Genomic DNA, 19562 nt, shown 5'->3' on the forward strand with positions numbered 1-19562 from the left:
AGAGCATACCAAAACAATCCATATTTGTGACTTTCGTCGCTGCGTGTTGAATACTCGCTCTATCGCTCGTATCCAACACTTGCTTCCAGGCCACAAATATGGATTGTTTTATTTCCTGAGGGCTGTGCTTTGGCTGTAGAAGCAAAATTAGCTTGTCTCATCCTCAAATCTTTTTCAAGTGATTTGTAGGATTGGAATATACAGAATTTATTTACTTGATGGAGTAATTTTGGGGATTCTCCAGAAGAAAATAGTATGTGAGCTTGCTTTTGTAAACAAGATGGAATATTATGTCTATAAAAATATATTGAACGGGAGATATTTAAAAAATGAAAGTACAGATTGAAGTGGGTAAGGGTATTCAATGTGATGGTATAGAGATTATGTTTGGAGATAGTATTTCGTCTGTTGTGAAAGCTGTGGGTGAAGTTGATAAGTACGAAGATAATTACTATTTTTACGAGTCATCACTTTTAGTACATGTAGATTCGAATAAGTGTATCGATGAAATAGAAATTAGAAATGATGAAGAACATAGTCATGTTGTAATGCTAAATGGTACTAATATTTTTTCTGAGATGAAAGATGTTGTTATAGAATTGATTGTAAGATTGAATCAAAGTCCTGTCGAAGATGAATTGGGAACATATGAGGCAAAAAGAATTGGCCTGGCATATTCGTTTAGCATGACGGACGAAGAAATTCAAGAAATGATTTCTGAAGCAAAAGAAGAAGGAACATACGAAGAAATGAAAGAAGAAATAGAAGCCGATATTAAGATGGCGAAATATCTGCAAACGATTTCTATTCGTAAACCCAAACGATAAAATGTATACAACCCCATTTTAAACGAAATCCTTCAGCGGCCACTTCCCTTTTCTTCCCCATTTTTCGGAAAATCCGCGTTCTTCCGATTATAGCCATTTCACAATTTGCCACAAACCGAAAAGTATGCATCTTCGGATTGGAACAAACAGCCTCCGGTAAGCGAAATAAGGTCTATCTGTGGCCTGGGAGCTGCAAAGTTTGACCATAGATAACAGCCGCGCAGTAAATAATGGATTTTGTGACTTTGTGTTCTTTACAACGGAATCAAAATCCATTATTTTACTGTCTGGCTGTTTCTCAGACTTCTATTTGCAGCGACGAAAGTCACAGATAGACCTTATTTCGCTTACCGGAGGCGTCTGTTCCCCCAACCCCAAGAAGTCAGACATTTCGTCTATTTTTCATAAATTGTGAAATTGTATAACATTAAGCGCGATTTGCTGAGAAATTCTGTTTTATTTGCCACGTTGACAAAAGTGCGTTTCTTTGCTAACATAATTTACTAATATTAGTTATATTTTTAATCATTATTCAAGGATAGAAAGGAAGAAAACAATGGGAAAAATCATTAAAGAAGCAATTACATTTGATGATGTGTTATTAGTTCCAGCATATTCAGAAGTTATTCCGAATGAAGTTAATCTGGAGACAAAGCTTACAAACAAGATTAAGTTAAACATTCCATTTATGAGTGCCAGCATGGATACAGTTACAGAGCATCAGATGGCAATTGCCATGGCACGTCAGGGAGGAATTGGTATCATTCATAAGAATATGTCCATTGAGGCCCAGGCAGAAGAAGTAGACAAGGTAAAACGTTCAGAGAACGGTGTTATTACAGATCCTTTCTATCTTTCCCCAGAACATACCTTACAGCAGGCAGAAGACCTGATGGCGAAGTTCCGTATCTCTGGTGTACCAATCACAGAGAACGGTAAATTAGTCGGAATTATTACAAACCGTGACTTAAAGTTTGAGACAAACTTTAATAAGAAGATTAAAGAGTCTATGACTTCCGAAGGTTTAGTTACTGCAAAAGAGGGAATTACTTTAGAAGAAGCAAAACAGATTCTTGGCAAAGCAAGAAAAGAAAAATTACCTATCGTAGATGATGATTATAACTTAAAAGGTTTAATTACAATTAAGGATATCGAAAAGCAGATTCGTTATCCATATTCCGCTAAGGACAGCAATGGCCGTCTTCTCTGTGGTGCAGCAGTAGGATGTACTCCAGATATCTTAAACCGTGTAGACGAGCTTGTTAAGTCCCATGTAGACGTTATCGTTATTGATACCGCTCACGGACATTCCGCTAACGTATTGAAGACATTTGCTTTAGTTAAAGAGAAGTATCCTGACTTACAGGTTATCGCGGGTAACATCGCAACAGCAGAAGGAACAAAGGCCATGATCGAATGTGGTGTTGATGCTGTTAAGGTTGGAATCGGACCTGGTTCTATCTGTACGACTCGTGTAGTTGCAGGTATCGGTGTTCCACAGATTACCGCTGTTATGGATTGTTACGAGATGGCAGATAAGTATAACATTCCAATCATCGCAGACGGTGGAATTAAGTTCTCTGGTGATGTTACAAAGGCTATCGCAGCCGGAGCGAATGTTGTAATGCTTGGTGGACTTCTTGCAGGTTGTGACGAGAGCCCAGGAGAATTTGAGTTATATCAGGGAAGAAAATATAAAGTATACCGTGGAATGGGCTCACTGGCAGCTATGGAGAACGGAAGTAAAGACCGTTACTTCCAGGCTAACGCTAAGAAGTTAGTACCAGAAGGTGTAGAAGGCCGTGTAGCTTATAAAGGTAAATTGGAAGATACCATCTTCCAGCTCGTTGGAGGATTACGTTCCGGTATGGGATATTGCGGAGCGAAGACGATTCAGGAATTAAAAGAGAAAGGACAGTTTGTAAAGATTACAGCAGCTTCCTTAAAAGAGAGTCATCCTCATGATATTCATATCACAAAAGAAGCACCAAACTATAGTGTAGAATAATAAGAACGCAAAGGCTGCGCAGATGGGGTTTAGCTCTATCTGCGCAGTTTTTTTATCGTCTTCCTATTATGAAGTCAGGTGTAGAATTTAAGCAGTATTCTGAAGAAAGCAGTCATTGAATATTTCATAGAAAGAAGGGATTCGATGTTTTTTTCCAGCGGACAAAAGCAGGTCTGGATGAAAAATAGAGTGAGGAAGAGAAAAAAGTCTGGGAAAAAACGAAAAGGGAGAAAACAAATATCAAATAAAAGACAGTTGGCAATTACAATACTTTTTCTGGCAGTATTTATTTCTATTTTACATAGTAGCTTTCTTTGGAAACCAAATAGCGTGTCAGGAATTTCACCAAAGCAGGAAGAGGGAAGTGATGTTGGAAGCCGTGTACTTCCCGCGGAGGATGGCCCTTGTGGCAGGCCAGAGATTACAGAAGATTTTTTAGATAAGAATCCGTATAGCCGAAGTGGAATTGCTTTAAGGAAGGTAAAGGGAGTCGTTATCCACTATGTGGAAAATCCGGGCAGTACGGCAAAAGAGAATCGGGATTATTTTAATAATCTGCAAAACACGCATCTTACCAAGGCAAGTAGTCATTATATTGTTGGTTTAGATGGAGAGGTTATTCAATGTATTCCGCAGAGCGAAATTTCTTATGCATCAAATAACCGGAATAAAGATACGATTTCGATTGAGTGCTGCCATCCAAAGAAAAACGGGAAGTTTAATGACAAAACATATAATTCGGCTGTGCGCCTTACAGCGTGGATTTGCAAGACGTATGGTTTATCTTCCAAAAATGTGATTCGTCATTATGATGTTACCGGAAAGATGTGTCCGAGATATTATGTAAAACATGAGCAGGCATGGAAAGATTTTTGCAATAAAGTGCAGGAATGTCTGGAAAAAGATTGATTATAATAGAAAAATGAGATATGATATTTAACTGTGAGTATCTATACCCATGAACACTTAGATTGTTAATTTGCAGGAAATGATAAGAGGTAATTCATAAAGGGTATAAACGATAGAAGAAAAAGGAAAGGGATGAAACAATGAGTTATAAAGTAGGTGTAATCCGAGGAGACGGAATCGGTCCGGAAATCGTGGCAGAGGCACTTAAAGTATTAGATAAAGTGGCAGAAAAATATAACGAAACGTTTGATTACACAGATATCCTTCTTGGCGGTGCATCCATTGATGCAACAGGAAAGCCTCTTACAGAAGAAGCATTAGAGACAGCAAAAAGCTGTGATGCCGTACTGATGGGTTCTATCGGTGGTAATACAACAACTTCTCCATGGTATAAGCTTCCGGCAAACTTAAGACCAGAAGCAGGACTTCTGGCTATCCGTAAAGGACTTGGATTATTTGCCAATATGAGACCGGCATATCTTTATGAAGAGTTAAAAGACGCCTGCCCATTAAGAGAAGACATTATCGGAGACGGTTTTGACCTTGTCGTTATGAGAGAGTTAACAGGTGGTCTTTACTTTGGAGAAAGAAAGACATTTGAAGAAGATGGAGTGACAAAGGCTGTTGATACCCTTACATACAGTGAGGAAGAGATTCGTCGTATCGCTATCCGTGGTTTTGATATTGCTATGAAGAGAAGAAAGAAAGTAACAAGCGTAGATAAGGCCAATGTACTTGATTCTTCCCGCTTATGGAGAAAGGTTGTCAACGAAGTTGCAAAAGACTACCCGGAAGTAGAGTTAGAGCATATGTTAGTTGATAACTGTGCCATGCAGTTAGTGAGAGATCCTAAGCAGTTCGACGTTATCCTTACAGAGAACATGTTTGGTGACATTTTATCTGATGAGGCAAGTATGGTAACTGGTTCTATCGGAATGTTATCTTCTGCAAGTTTAAAAGAAGGAAGCTTCGGTTTATATGAGCCAAGCCACGGTTCTGCACCAGATATCGCAGGACAGGATATCGCCAATCCAATCGCAACCATCCTTTCTGCATCTATGCTTCTTCGTTATTCTTTCAATATGGATGAGGCAGCAGATGCTGTAGACAATGCAGTAAAACAGGTATTAAAAGATGGATACCGTACTGTAGACATCATGTCTGAAGGAATGACAAAGGTTGGATGTAAAGAGATGGGAACTCTTATCGCAGAACGTATCTAGATGTAGTTGAAAGTTATTTAGAATTGTATCGGATAAGGGTATATTCAATGGAAGAAGTATCTACATTGGATAAATAATTTATATTTTAGAAAATGAAGATTTCATTTCTAAGTGAATCATTGGAGGTTAATTATGAATAGTGACCACGTAAAAAAAGGAATGCAGCAGGCACCACATCGTTCCCTGTTTAATGCATTAGGTTATACAAAAGAAGAGATGGAAAGACCTTTAGTAGGTATCGTAAGCTCCTACAACGAGATCGTTCCAGGACATATGAATCTTGACAAAATCACACAGGCTGTAAAGATGGGTGTTGCTATGGCTGGTGGTACACCAGTTGTATTCCCTGCAATTGCTGTATGTGACGGTATTGCTATGGGACATACTGGAATGAAGTATTCCTTAGTAACAAGAGAGTTAATCGCAGATTCCACAGAATGTATGGCAAAAGCTCATCAGTTTGATGCTTTAGTTATGATTCCAAACTGTGATAAGAACGTACCTGGACTTTTAATGGCAGCAGCACGTATCAATGTACCAACTGTTTTTGTAAGTGGCGGTCCAATGTTAGCAGGACACGTTGATGGAAGAAAGAGAAGTCTTTCTTCTATGTTTGAGGCAGTAGGTGCTTATGAAGCTGGTAAAATGACAGCAGAAAAGGTAGAAGAATACGTTAACAAAGTATGTCCTACCTGTGGTTCCTGTTCTGGTATGTACACAGCCAACTCCATGAACTGTATGACAGAGGTTCTTGGTATGGGGCTTCGGGGTAATGGTACAATTCCAGCCGTATATTCCGAGAGAATCCGTCTTGCAAAACATGCAGGTATGAAGGTTATGGAATTACTGAAAAATAATGTACGCCCAAGCGACATTATGACAAAGAAAGCTTTCTTAAACTGCTTAACAGTAGATATGGCACTTGGATGCTCTACAAATACAATGCTTCACCTCCCTGCAATCGCACATGAAGCAGGCGTAGAACTGAACATGGATATTGCGAATGAAATCAGTGCAAAAACACCAAACCTTTGCCATCTTGCACCAGCAGGACCAACTTATATGGAAGACTTAAACGAAGCTGGCGGTGTATATGCTGTTATGAATGAACTTAGCAAAAAAGGACTTCTTTACGAAGACCAGATTACTGTAACAGGAAAGACAGTAGGAGAGAATATCAAAGACGTTCATAACTTAAACCCAGAAGTCATCCGTCCAATCGACAACCCTTACATGGCACAGGGTGGAATCGCTGTCTTAAAGGGAAATATCGCACCAGATACTGGTATCGTAAAACAGTCTGCCGTTGTTCCTGAAATGATGGTACATGAAGGACCTGCAAGAGTATTTGACTGTGAGGAAGATGCAATCAAGGCAATCAAAGGTGGCGACATTGTTCCTGGTGATGTTGTTGTTATCCGTTACGAAGGACCAAAGGGTGGCCCTGGAATGAGAGAAATGTTAAATCCTACTTCTGCAATTGCAGGAATGGGACTTGGCGATTCTGTAGCATTAATTACAGATGGACGTTTTTCCGGTGCTTCCAGAGGAGCTTCTATCGGACATGTATCCCCAGAAGCAGCCGTTGGAGGGCCAATTGCTTTAATTGAAGAGGGAGATATCATCAAGATTGATATTCCAAACAACAGCTTAAATGTTGATGTTTCTGATGAAGAATTAGCAAAGAGAAAAGAAAAATGGCAGCCAAGAGAGCCCAAAATTACAGATGGTTACCTTCGCCGCTATGCTGCTCTTGTTACTTCTGGAAACAGAGGCGCAGTTTTAGATGTTGACCAGTTAAAATAATTGGAAAGGATATATTTATAATGAAGCAGGTACTTAATGGTTCAGAAATCGTATTAGAGTGTTTAAAAGAGCAGGGGGTAGACACCGTTTTCGGTTATCCGGGCGGAGCGATTTTAAATATTTACGATGAATTATATAAACAGAGTGACAAAATCCATCATGTTCTTACTTCTCATGAGCAGGGAGCTTCCCATGCAGCAGATGGTTATGCCAGAGCAACTGGTAAAGTAGGAGTATGTATGGCTACATCCGGTCCGGGGGCAACAAACCTCGTGACCGGGTTGGCAACTGCCTACATGGATTCCATTCCAGTCGTAGCGATTACAGCAAACGTTGGTGTCAGCCTTCTTGGAAAGGATTCTTTCCAGGAGATTGATATCAAAGGTGTAACAATGCCAGTAACAAAACATAACTATATTGTAAAAGATATTGAAAAACTTGCGGATACCATCCGTGAGGCATTCCAGATTGCACAGTCAGGAAGAAAAGGCCCGGTTTTAGTAGATATTACAAAAGATGTCACAGCAGCAAAGACATATTTTGAATCTATGGAACCAGCCGTGATTCACCCAGTCTGTGAGACAATCAAAGAAAAGAGTGTCAAAGAAGCAATCGAGATGATTGAGGAAGCAAAACAGCCATATGTTCTTCTTGGTGGCGGATGTACATTATCTGATGCCAGTGAACAGGTAAGAGAGTTTGTAAAGAAAATTGATGCCCCAGTTTGTGATACACTTATGGGGAAGGGTGTTTTCCCAGGAGAGGATCCAGCCTATACAGGAATGTTGGGAATGCATGGAACGAAGACTTCGAATATCGGGGTATCCCAATCAGACTTACTCATTGCAATCGGTACACGTTTCAGCGACCGTGTTTATGGTAATGCCAAGACATTTGCCAGCAGAGCGAAAATCATTCAGATTGATATTGATCCTGCTGAGGTAAATAAAAATATTTTAATTGATACTGCAATTATCGGTGATGTAAAGGCAGTTCTTACTATTTTAAATAGAAGACTTTCCCAGCAGCAACATGAAGCCTGGATGCAGGAAATTCAGGATATGAAAGCAAAATATCCGATGACTTATCATCAAGAACGTCTTTCAGGTCCAGGACTTATTGAGAAGATTTACGAGCTTACCGAGGGAGATGCGATTATCACAACAGAAGTTGGACAGCATCAGATGTGGGCAGCCCAGTATTATAAATACGAACGCCCTCGTCAGTTCCTTACTTCCGGTGGACTTGGAACAATGGGATACGGCCTTGGCGCAGCAATCGGTGCCAAATGCGGATGCCCAGATAAAGTTGTTGTAAATATCGCAGGAGATGGCTGTTTTCGTATGAATATGAACGAGATTGCAACTGCAACCCGTTCAGAGATTCCGGTAATTGAAGTAGTTGTAAACAATCATGTGCTTGGTATGGTTCGCCAGTGGCAGAATCTTTTCTATGGGGAAAGATATTCCTCCACAACACTCTATGATAAAGTAGACTTTGTAAAACTTGCAGAAGCAATGGGTGCAAAGGCAAAACGCGTAGAGACAATTGAAGAATTTGAAGCTGCTTTCAAAGAAGCGGTTGCTTCTAATGAACCATATCTCCTTGACTGTATCATCGACAGTGATGATAAAGTATGGCCGATGGTAGCGCCAGGCGGTTCTATCAGCGATGCTTTCAATGAAGAAGACTTAGAGAAACAAAAACAGGAAGAATCTAAATAAATGAAAGGAAGTTATAATGATGTTTCAGTATAAATGCTTAAATCCAATCTCTCCATGTGGAACTTCTCTTTTTACAGAAGAATATAAGCAGGTAGAAGAATTACAGAAAGCCGATGCTGTATTAGTAAGAAGTGCAGCAATGCATGATATGCAGGATGTGCCGAATCTTTTAGCTGTTGCAAGAGCAGGAGCTGGTGTAAACAACATCCCTATCGCAGATTATTCTGAAAAAGGAATCGTTGTATTTAACACGCCAGGAGCCAATGCAAATGGTGTAAAAGAGATGGTTATCGCAGGAATGTTATTAGCATCCCGTGACTTAATCGGTGGAAATAAATGGGTAGAAGAGAACAAAGAAGACCCTAACATCACAAAGGCAATGGAAAAAGCCAAAAAAGCATTTGCCGGAAGAGAAATCCAGAACAAAAAGATTGGTGTTATTGGTCTTGGAGCAATCGGTGTTCTCGTAGCCAATGCTGCACACAACCTCAACATGGAAGTTTACGGATATGACCCATTCTTGTCTGTAAAGTCCGCATGGAATTTATCAAGAGCCGTTCATCATGTATCTTCTATTGATGAAATCTTTGAAAATTGTGATTTCATCACAATCCATGTTCCACTGTTAGACAGCACAAAGAACATGATTAGTGCAGAAGGCATTGCAAAGATGAAAAAAGATGCCGTTATCTTAAACTTTGCACGTAACGGTCTTGTAGATGAAGATGCTTTAGTTGCAGCATTAGACAATGGTAAGCTGGCACATTATGTAACAGACTTCCCTACACCAAAGGTAGCAGGAGTAAAGGGGGTTATCGCATTCCCTCATCTTGGGGCATCCACAGAAGAATCCGAAGATAACTGTGCAGAGATGGCAGTAGACCAGCTTATGGATTATCTGGAGAATGGTAATATCACAAACTCTGTAAACTACCCAAACACACAGCTTGGTGTATGCCAGACACAGGGACGTATTGCTATTTTACATAGAAATATTCCAAACATGCTGACTCGTTTCACAGGTGCATTTGCAAAAGACAATATCAACATCACAGAAATGAGCAACAAGACAAAAGGCGATTATGCTTACGCAATCTTCGATGTGGATTCTGTAATTACAGAAGAATCTGTACAGCATATCATAGATATTGAAGGTGTACTTAAGGTAAGAGTGGTTAAATAATTATAATAATATACATCAAAAATAACTGTCCAGAGCAATATGGCTTTGGATAGCTATTGAAAATAAAAAACAGGAATAAACCCATAGTTATTTTACACAGAAAGGTGACATAGGAAAATGGATCAGAAATTAAAAGTAGGTATCCTTGGTGGTACAGGAATGGTTGGACAGAGATTTATCTCTCTTTTAGAGAATCACCCTTGGTTTGAAGTAGTAGCAATCGCAGCAAGTCCACGTTCTGCAGGAAAAACATATGAGGAAGCAGTAGGCGGAAGATGGAAAATGCAGAAAGCGATGCCGGAAGCTGTAAAGAATATCGTGGTAATGAACGTAAACGAAGTAGAAAAAGTAGCTTCTGAAGTAGACTTCGTATTCAGTGCTGTAGATATGAGCAAAGAAGAAATCCGTGCGATCGAGGATGCTTACGCAAAGACAGAAACACCTGTAGTTTCTAACAACAGCGCACATAGATGGACACCAGACGTACCAATGGTAGTACCTGAAATTAACCCAGAACATTTTGAGGTAATCGAGGCACAGAAAAAACGTCTTGGAACAAAGAAAGGTTTCGTAGCAGTAAAACCAAACTGTTCCATCCAGAGCTACGCTCCAGCACTTTTTGCATTAAAAGAATTTGGTCCTAAGGAAGTTGTGGCAACAACATACCAGGCAATCTCCGGAGCAGGTAAGACATTCAAAGACTGGCCGGAAATGGTAGAAAACATCATCCCATTCATCGGTGGCGAAGAAGAAAAATCCGAGCAGGAACCATTAAGATTATTCGGTAAAGTTGTAGACGGCAAAATCGAAAAAGCAACTGCACCATTAATCACAACACAGTGTATCCGTGTACCTGTACTTGATGGACATACAGCAGCCGTATTCGTAAACTTTGAAAAGAAACCAACCAAAGAAGAAATCATCGACCGTTGGGAAAACTTCAAAGGACTTCCACAGGAGCTTAACTTACCAAGCGCACCAAAGCAGTTCATACGTTATATGGAAGAAGATAACCGTCCACAGGTTAAATTAGACATTGATTTTGAAAATGGAATGGGAATCTCCATGGGACGTTTAAGAGAAGATACAATGTTTGATTATAAATTTGTAGGATTATCTCATAATACAGTACGTGGCGCAGCCGGCGGAGCTGTACTTTGTGCAGAATTATTAACAGCACAGGGATATATCACAGCAAAATAAATTCTGATTTGTAGATTTGATATAGGTGAAAAATAAAAAATGATATATCCCATCTGCTTTGCAGCCGCTTTGTTTAAGATGCCTGTCTACATTTTAAACACGCTCTAAAGCGATATCTGGGATATATCATTTTTCTTTTTTTAGGAGGTTTTTTATGTTGTTAGAAGCAGCTTCATTGAAGTCTTTTGCTCACTCACTTATCTATGAATACCTTGGTAAAACAGGAGTGAAACTGGCAGATTTTTGTGGTGACATTATCGGGGCACTGCTGATTTTATTCATCGGTTTTAAAATCGTATCCTATGTGGTAAAAATGGCACATAAGATTTTTGAGCGTTCGATTATGGACACAACGCTGCAGACCTTCCTGCTTTCTTTTATTAAGATTGGCGGTAAGGTACTTGTTATTTTTATGGCGGTAACAAAGATTGGCGTAGCAGCCTCATCTATTGTGGCATTACTTGGTTCTGCCGGTCTTGCTCTTGGTCTTTCTTTACAGGGTTCACTGTCGAATATTGCCGGTGGTGTTATTTTGTTATTATTAAAACCATTTCAGGTTGGGGATTATATTATTGAGGGAAACTCTGGGAAAGAAGGAACTGTACAGGCAATTGGAATTATGTATACAAAGCTTTTAAGTGTAGACAATAAAGCGATCATGATACCAAATGGAAATTTATCAAATGCTAGTATTACGAATGTAACTTATCAGGAAAAACGACGTGTTGATCTGAATGTCAGTATTGAATATAGTGAAGATATCAAAAAAGTCAGAAAAGTATTAAATGCTTTAATAGAAAAAGAACCGGCAAGAATTACAGATGAGCCGGTTAAAATTTACGTAAATGAATTTCAGGCAAGTTCTATAGATATAGGGATTCGTTACTGGGTAAAAACAGAGGATTATTGGGAATCACGTTGGAGAGTATTGGAAGAAATTAAAGAAGAATTTGACAATAACAATATTGCTATTCCATTTGAACAGCTTGATGTAAATTTGATTCCGCAGGAAAAAGAATAAGAGAAGAATAAGAGGGAGAAAATTTACAATGGAGAAGAACTTAACGACGGGCAGTGTTTTGAAGAGTATTTTATATTTTTCTCTGCCCTATTTATTATCCTATTTTTTACAGACGCTTTACGGTATGGCCGACTTGTTTATTATCGGACAGTTTGAAGATATTTCGAGTATAACGGCAGTATCTATCGGCAGCCAGGTAATGCATATGATTACGGTAATGATCGTTGGTCTTGCTATGGGAGCAACGGTTAATATCGGACAGGCGATTGGGGCGGGCAATAAGAAAAAAGCAGCCAAAGATATTGGGAATACAGTCACCCTTTTTATGATGCTGGCAATTGTAGGAGCAGCAGGTCTTTTATTTTTTATCAAACCCATTGTCGGCATGATGTCAACACCGCAGGAAGCAGTTCATGAAACAGTTATTTATCTTACCATCTGTTTTCTGGGAATTCCTTTTATTACTGCCTATAATATTATCAGTTCTATTTTTAGAGGAATAGGAGATTCTAAAAGCCCGATGTACTTTATTGCAGCAGCCTGTGCTATAAATATTATTTTAGATTATCTTTTTATTGGCGGACTGCATATGGGTGCAGCGGGAGCAGCATTAGGAACGACTTGCTCACAGACAATCAGTGTACTGATTGCTCTTGTCGTTATTATGAAAAAAAAGACAGGAATCTCTCTTTCTAAAAATGATTTTAAGATAGACAGGAAAACAATAAAACGATTATTAAAAATTGGTATTCCTGTCGCGCTGCAGGATGGATTTATCCAGATTGCTTTTATAATTATCACTATTATTGCAAACAGGCGGGGACTCGATACTGCTGCGGCGGTAGGAATTGTAGAAAAAATTATCAGTTTCCTCTTTCTGGTACCATCTTCTATGCTTTCTACTGTATCTGCACTTGGAGCGCAGAATATCGGTGCAGGCAAGAGGGAAAGAGCACAGAGGATACTTTATTATGCAGTGCTGATTACCGTAGGGTTTGGTGTAATGATATCAATTATCATGCAGTTTATTGCAGGACCGGTAGTTGGCTTGTTCACAGAAAATGCAAAAGTAATAGTACTTGGTTCCCAGTATATCAGGGGATATATATTTGACTGTATATTTGCAGGTATCCATTTCAGTTTCAGTGGTTACTTTTGTGCCTGTGGACATTCAGAACTTTCCTTTATCCATAACATTATAGCGATTCTTCTTGTAAGAATACCGGGAGTGTATATTACAGCTAAAGTATTTTCCAGCCTTTTTCCGATGGGCTTAGCTACAGTAGGAGGTTCCCTTCTTTCTGTAATGATCTGTGTAATTGCCTATGCATGGATGAAGAAAAAACAAGGATGTATGGACTGATTTTGTTGTTTCTGTTCGTTAACCTGTGTTATCATGATATAAGAATAAAAAGATGTCTCATAAGATGAAATACAAGAGATTATGAGAATACATAAAAATTATACAGGGGGTTCCTATGGAAGAAAATAAAGAATTAGAAAAACCACATAAAAGACGAGTGCGTTATAAAGGAACGCATCCAAGAAAGTTTGAAGAGAAATATAAAGAACTACAGCCGGAAAAGTATAAAGATACGATTGAGAAAGTAATCCGTAAAGGAAGTACTCCGGCGGGAATGCATATATCTATTTGTGTGCAGGAGATTTTGGATTTTTTACAGATCCAGCCGGGACAAAAAGGATTAGACTGTACACTTGGATACGGAGGACATACAAGAAAGATGTTAGAATGTCTCCAAGGCGAAGGCCATATCTATGGATTAGATGTGGATCCGATTGAAATTGTAAAAACAACGGATCGTTTAAGGAAAGCAGGATATGGGGAAGATATTTTAACGATCATACAGCAGAATTTCCGCAACATTGATCTTGTAGCGGAAGAACATGGATTATTTGATTTTGTATTAGCCGATCTTGGGGTATCCTCCATGCAGATTGATAATCCGGAACGAGGCTTTTCTTATAAAGTAGAAGGGCCTTTGGATCTTCGTTTGAATCCGGATAAGGGAATTTCTGCAGCAGAACGGTTAAGAGAATTAACCAGAGATGAAATAGAAGGTATGCTGCGTGAGAATGCAGATGAGCCTTATGCAGAACAGATTGCAAAAGAGATTATGAAGACATTTCGTCAAGGAGAACAAATCGATACGACAGGACAGCTAAAAGAAGTTATTGAAAGAGCGCTTGTATTTCTGCCAGATGATAAAGAAAAAAAGGATACCATCAAGAAGACTTGCCAGAGAACCTTTCAGGCACTTCGCATTGATGTAAACAGCGAATTTGAAGTACTAGAAGAATTCTTAGAAAAGTTACCACATATACTTGCACCGGGCGGACGTGTAGCGATTCTCACGTTCCATTCCGGAGAGGACAGATTAGTAAAGAAAATCTGGAAAAGACAGCAGAAGGAAGGGTTATGGAGTGAGGTGGCAAAGAATGTCATCCGCCCTTCAAAAGAAGAATGCCATCGAAACGGCAGAGCAAGATCTACAAAAATGAGATGGGCAATAAAATAATAATAAAAACCGGGGAAGTATATGATTTCCCCGGTTTTTGTCTGTATTAAGTTTACATAGAAATAATTCCTAATACATTCGCGATAGAACTGCACAAAATAATAATCAGGCAGATTGGTGCGAAATATTTAAGGAAGACAGTGTATAACTTCTTTCTGCGGAAAGAAGAAGACTGTTCGATTTCTTCTGAGATTTTCTTAAATCCAACAACCCTGAGGATTAAGAAGCAGGTTGCTAAAGCAGCAAGCGGCATCATTACAGAGTTTGTAAGGAAATCAAAGAAATCAAGGAATGCCATTCCGAAGATCTGAATGAAATCAAGGGCACCGTATCCCATAGAAGATGCGGAACCAAGAACAATCATAACAACAGCCATGAATACACAACATTTTTTACGGCTCCAGTGAAATTCATCTGCAAAAGTAGATACACAGGTTTCCATTAAAGATACTGCACTTGTAAGAGCTGCCAGCAGCACGAGTACAAAGAACAGGATACCAGCTGCGGTACCGATTCCCATACTGGCAAATACTTTTGGTAAAGTAATAAACATGAGGGATGGTCCGGCCTGTAAGTTTTCAGGATTTCCACCAGAGAAAGAGAAAACAGCAGGAATGATCATTAATCCGGCAAGTATTGCAATCCCTGTATCAAAGATTTCAATCTGTGTTGTGGATTGTTCAAGATCCATATCTTTATCTGTATAAGAACCGTAGGTGTAAAGGATTCCCATAGCAATGGAAAGAGAATAAAACATCTGTCCCATTGCAGCAACAATTGTCATAAAAGAAAAATTCTTCATGTTAGGAATTAAGAAATACTTTACTCCGGCTAATGCGCCCGGACGTGTAACGGAATATATTGTTACAACGATTGCTAAAAGTACAAGAATTGGCATCATGATTTTAGACATTCGTTCTACTCCATTTCTTACACCGCCAAGGATGATAATAAAGATTAATGCTGCAAAAACAAGAAACCACAGTTCTGTTTGAAAAGAATCTGTGATGAATTCGGTAAAGTAGCCATCCTGTGCAACTTCCTGCACATTTCCTTTTAAATATTCAGCAAGATATTTGATAACCCATCCACCGATCGTACTATAATAAGGAACGATCAGGATAGGAATAACCGCATTGAGCCAGCCTCCCAGTTTAAAAGGAAAGCTATTACCAAAAGAAGCAAATGCACCTACCGGACTTTTTTTAGTCATACGCCCAAGAGCTGTTTCGGACATAATAAGAACATATCCAAAAGATACAGTTAAAAGGAGATAAACTAAAAGAAAGATTCCTCCTCCATATTTTGCAGCAAGGTATGGAAAACGCCAGATGTTTCCAAGACCTACAGCAGAACCGGCAACGGCCAGCACATAGCCGATACGGCCGGAAAAACTTCCTCGGCCCTCTTTATGTGACTTTTTTGAATGTTTCATAGTTATTCTCCCTGTTTACTCTTCGTGTTCTTCAATCCATTTTTTATTGATCGCGATGACCTGTTCCATTGCTTTTGGACCTGGGGCACCGATAGTATTTCTCTTGTCAACACAAGTATGAACATCAATTACCTCATAAATGTCATTTTCAAATACAGGACTGATTGCTTTATATTCTTCAAGACTCATATCATCAAGAGCAATTCCTTTGTCGATACAATACAGTACAAGACGTCCCACAATTCCATGAGCATCGCGGAATGGAACCCCATGATTTACAAGGTAATCTGCTGCATCGGTAGCGTTTGTAAAGCCATGTTTGGCACTCTGCTCCATGATGTCTTTATGGAAAGTAATTGTCTTTAACATACCGTTAAAGAGGGCAAGGCAGCCCTTTACAGTGTCATATGCATCAAAGGTGAGTTCTTTATCCTCCTGCATATCTTTGTTATATGCCAGTGGGATTCCTTTCATAGTAGTTAAAATAGATGTTAAAGCGGCATAAACACGACCAGTCTTTCCGCGGATTAATTCCGCGATATCTGGATTTTTCTTCTGTGGCATAATACTGCTTCCTGTACTGTAAGCATCGTCAATTTCAATGAAACGGTACTCATTAGAGTTCCAGAGAATGATTTCCTCACAGAAACGGCTTAAATGCATCATAATTGTAGAAAGAGCACTTAATAACTCGATAACATAATCTCTGTCAGATACGGAATCCATGCTGTTTAAAGTAGGACCGTAAAAGTCAAGAAGTTCCGCGGTCATTTCTCTGTCTAAAGGGTAGGTTGTTCCTGCTAAGGCACCAGAACCTAATGGACAGTAGTTCATTCGGTCATAAATGTCACTTAAGCGAGAATAGTCTCTTTTAAACATTTCCATATAAGCACCAACATGGTGAGAAAGTGTAAGAGGTTGTGCCTTCTGTAAATGTGTAAACCCAGGCATAACTGTGTGGATATTTTCTTCCATTAAGGTCTGACATGTCTTGATGAGTTCAAGAACAAGTTCTCGGATTGCAAGAAGCTCCTGTCTTGTATATAACTTCATATCAAGGGCAACTTGATCATTACGGCTTCTTCCTGTGTGAAGTTTCTTACCGACATCACCGATGCGGTCTGTGAGGACTGCCTCTACAAAGCTGTGAATATCTTCATATTCCTCTGTGATTTCAAGAGAACCATTCTCCACGTCACGAAGGATACCTTCAATGCCAGCGATAATTTTGTCTCTTTCCTCGTCTGTGAGGATACCAACAGCGGCAAGCATCTTTACATGAGCGATGCTTCCTTCCATATCCTGTTTGTAAAACTTCTTATCAAAATTGATGGACGCATTAAAATTGTAAACCAGTTTGTCGGTTTCTTTTGTGAATCGTCCGCCCCATAACTGAGCCATAAAAATTCCTCCTGTATTGTAAATTTTAAAAGTGTTCTAAATGAATATTCTACATGAAAATAAAGTAACTGGCAAGGAAAAAGGCAGAAAATATCTTGTTTACATAATAAGATTGGAGTATAATCTGTTTTATCTGCGAGATTTGCAGGTAAGTTTGAGAGGAAAAGAGGAAGAAAAGAAGAAATGGAGATGAAAACACATAAGATACGAGACACGATTTTTCTGTTTCTGACAGCAATGATATGGGGTGCAGCATTCGTAGCACAGAGTGTAAGTATGGATTATATCGGACCATTTACATTTATTTGTCTTCGCTCCGTGATTGGAGGATTATTTCTGATTCCGGTCATTATGGTCATTGATAATATTCGAAAAAAAAGACGGAGTGAAAGTGTAAAAACAGCCTCAGATAACGGTATTAACAGCTTTCAAAAGATGCAGGCAGAGGAAGAAAAATTAAGCTGGAAAAATAAGCGGCTTTTAGAAAGTGGAATTGTATGCGGAATATTTTTATTTTTAGCAAACTGTTTTCAGCAGACGGGAATTCAGTACACAACCGTAGGAAAGGCAGGATTTATCACAACATTTTATATTATTATCGTACCGGTTGTCGGCCTTTTCTTTAAAAAATACTGCGGAATCCTCACTTGGATTGGCGTAGTTATCGCATTAGCCGGGCTGTATTTTTTATGTATTACAGAAAAAATGACAATTCAGAGAGGGGATGCTCTCATTTTATGCTGTTCCTTTTTATACACAGGACAGATTCTCGCGATAGACCATTATAATCCATTTGTAGATGGGGTAAAAATGTCTTGCATTCAGTTCCTTACCGGCGGAATGCTTGGCGCAATCTGTATGTTTTTATTTGAAAGTCCGAATATGGCAATGATTTTAAATGCGGCAGGCCCGATTCTTTATACAGGTATTATGTCAACAGGAGTAGGATATACGTTGCAGATTCTGGGACAAAAAGGATTAAATCCAACGGTAGCGGCACTGATTATGAGTTTAGAATCTGTATTTTCCGCCCTTTCAGGATATTTGTTCCTTCATCAGGTTCTTACAACAAGAGAATTGATTGGCTGTGCACTTATGTTTATTGCGATTGTATTAGCGCAGCTTCCGGATATCCGAAGAAAAGTATAAAAATGCATAGTACATGTTCATTTTATTAATTCAAAGTAAGTTTGATGAATATTTATTCAAAGAATATGCAGGAAGCACTTGTGTTTTTATTCGGTTTGTGGTATTTTTTATATCTAGAAGAAAGCTTTGTGTAGCTTTCTTACAATACGCAAATTTTTTTAGAAAAACTTGTAATGAAATGAAACAAAGGAGAGAGAAAAATGAAGATGAAAAAATTAGCAGCCGTTGCGCTTGCAGTTGTTATGTCTGTATCTATGTTAGCTGGATGCGGTAGCAGCAACGACAAAAAGTCAGCAGAATCCAGTACTTCTGCTAATGGAACAGCTACAGTAAAGACAGCAAAAGATGGTGTGTTAACAATGGCAACGAATGCGACATTCCCACCATATGAATCTTATGAGGGTAATGATATTGTTGGTATTGATGCTGACATCGCAAAAGCGATCGCAGATAAATTAGGACTGAAGTTGGAGATTCAGGATATGGAATTTAACTCTATCATCACAGCAGTACAGTCAGGTAAAGCAGATTTAGGTCTTGCAGGTATGACTGTAACAGATGAGAGAAAGCAGTCTGTTGACTTCACTGACAGCTATGCAACAGGTATTCAGTCCGTTATCGTAAAAGAAGGTTCTTCCATTAAGTCTATTGATGACTTAAAAGGTAAAAAGATTGGTGTGCAGTTAGCAACAACTGGTGACATCTACGCAAAAGATGACTTTGGCGAAGAAAACGTAGAAGAATACAATAAAGGTGCTGACGCAGTTATGGCTCTTACAAGCGGTAAGATTGATGCAGTAATCATTGATAACCAGCCAGCGAAGTCTTTCGTTGAGACAACAGATGGTTTACAGATTCTTGATACAGATTATGTTCAGGAAGATTATGCAGCAGCAATTCAGAAAGGCAATACTGATTTACTTAACGCAGTAAACGGAGCATTAAAAGAGCTGAAAGAAGATGGAACTATCCAGAAGATTCTTGACAAATACATCAAATAATTATACGTAGTTACGGAGATTGTAGCTATGATATGAAAAAGTAGGAAGCAGTGTATACCGCTTTCCATACCCGGGGCAGTTGTCCCGGGTACTCTTTTGTTTTATAACATTTTTGAGATACAAACTGGAGGATGA

The 19562-nt window shown here is 39.0% G+C and carries 15 protein-coding genes; 13 read left to right on the plus strand and 2 right to left on the minus strand.

What is annotated here, in order from left to right:
* Positions 1–329 precede the first annotated feature (329 nt).
* The 11 genes from EUBHAL_RS13285 (at position 330) to rsmH (ending at position 14441) form a co-directional block, all read left to right on the plus strand.
* Positions 330–827, plus strand: coding sequence for a hypothetical protein (locus EUBHAL_RS13285; protein WP_005351037.1), 498 nt, complete (start codon positions 330–332; stop codon positions 825–827).
* Between the two features lie 556 nt (positions 828–1383).
* A complete protein-coding gene (guaB, locus tag EUBHAL_RS13290; protein WP_005351045.1) occupies positions 1384–2835 on the plus strand; it encodes an IMP dehydrogenase in 1452 nt (483 codons plus the stop codon).
* Between the two features lie 255 nt (positions 2836–3090).
* Entirely contained in the window at positions 3091–3744 is a 654-nt protein-coding gene (locus EUBHAL_RS13295; RefSeq protein WP_242648801.1) for a peptidoglycan recognition protein family protein, read from the plus strand.
* Positions 3745–3884: 140 nt separating this feature from the next.
* Positions 3885–4967 carry a 3-isopropylmalate dehydrogenase gene (leuB, locus tag EUBHAL_RS13300; protein WP_005351049.1) on the plus strand — a complete coding sequence of 361 codons (1083 nt, stop codon included), beginning with the start codon at positions 3885–3887 and terminating at the stop codon, positions 4965–4967.
* Positions 4968–5099: 132 nt separating this feature from the next.
* Positions 5100–6773: a dihydroxy-acid dehydratase gene (gene ilvD / locus EUBHAL_RS13305; protein WP_005351052.1), complete on the plus strand. Its 1674-nt coding sequence runs from the start codon at positions 5100–5102 to the stop codon at positions 6771–6773.
* A 20-nt stretch (positions 6774–6793) separates the two neighbouring features.
* Positions 6794–8497 (plus strand): biosynthetic-type acetolactate synthase large subunit, encoded by a 1704-nt coding sequence (gene ilvB / locus EUBHAL_RS13310; protein ID WP_005351054.1) that lies wholly within the window; start codon positions 6794–6796, stop codon positions 8495–8497.
* A 19-nt stretch (positions 8498–8516) separates the two neighbouring features.
* Positions 8517–9680 carry a phosphoglycerate dehydrogenase gene (locus tag EUBHAL_RS13315; protein WP_044923611.1) on the plus strand — a complete coding sequence of 388 codons (1164 nt, stop codon included), beginning with the start codon at positions 8517–8519 and terminating at the stop codon, positions 9678–9680.
* A 117-nt stretch (positions 9681–9797) separates the two neighbouring features.
* Entirely contained in the window at positions 9798–10883 is a 1086-nt protein-coding gene (gene asd, locus EUBHAL_RS13320; protein ID WP_005351058.1) for an aspartate-semialdehyde dehydrogenase, read from the plus strand.
* A gap of 154 nt (positions 10884–11037) precedes the next feature.
* Entirely contained in the window at positions 11038–11904 is an 867-nt protein-coding gene (locus tag EUBHAL_RS13325) for a mechanosensitive ion channel family protein (protein WP_005351059.1), read from the plus strand.
* A gap of 28 nt (positions 11905–11932) precedes the next feature.
* Positions 11933–13267, plus strand: a complete 1335-nt coding sequence (locus tag EUBHAL_RS13330; RefSeq protein WP_005351060.1) for an MATE family efflux transporter — start codon at positions 11933–11935, stop codon at positions 13265–13267.
* A gap of 115 nt (positions 13268–13382) precedes the next feature.
* Positions 13383–14441 (plus strand): 16S rRNA (cytosine(1402)-N(4))-methyltransferase RsmH, encoded by a 1059-nt coding sequence (gene rsmH, locus EUBHAL_RS13335; RefSeq protein WP_005351061.1) that lies wholly within the window; start codon positions 13383–13385, stop codon positions 14439–14441.
* Between the two features lie 52 nt (positions 14442–14493).
* Here rsmH and EUBHAL_RS13340 read toward each other — a convergent pair whose 3' ends face one another.
* Positions 14494–15876, minus strand: coding sequence for a sodium-dependent transporter (locus EUBHAL_RS13340; RefSeq protein WP_005351062.1), 1383 nt, complete (start codon positions 15874–15876; stop codon positions 14494–14496).
* A 15-nt stretch (positions 15877–15891) separates the two neighbouring features.
* The gene (argH, locus tag EUBHAL_RS13345) at positions 15892–17277 is read right to left on the minus strand and encodes an argininosuccinate lyase (RefSeq protein WP_005351063.1); all 1386 of its coding nucleotides are present in this window, start codon (positions 17275–17277) and stop codon (positions 15892–15894) included.
* Between the two features lie 189 nt (positions 17278–17466).
* Between argH and EUBHAL_RS13350 the strand changes: the two genes are divergently transcribed.
* Both EUBHAL_RS13350 and EUBHAL_RS13355 read left to right on the plus strand, forming a co-directional pair.
* Positions 17467–18426, plus strand: coding sequence for a DMT family transporter (locus EUBHAL_RS13350; RefSeq protein ID WP_044923614.1), 960 nt, complete (start codon positions 17467–17469; stop codon positions 18424–18426).
* Positions 18427–18626: 200 nt separating this feature from the next.
* Positions 18627–19427, plus strand: coding sequence for a basic amino acid ABC transporter substrate-binding protein (locus EUBHAL_RS13355; protein WP_005351069.1), 801 nt, complete (start codon positions 18627–18629; stop codon positions 19425–19427).
* The last annotated feature ends 135 nt before the right edge of the window (positions 19428–19562 follow it).

Source organism: Anaerobutyricum hallii DSM 3353 (assembly GCF_000173975.1).
GTDB lineage: Bacteria > Bacillota > Clostridia > Lachnospirales > Lachnospiraceae > Anaerobutyricum > Anaerobutyricum hallii.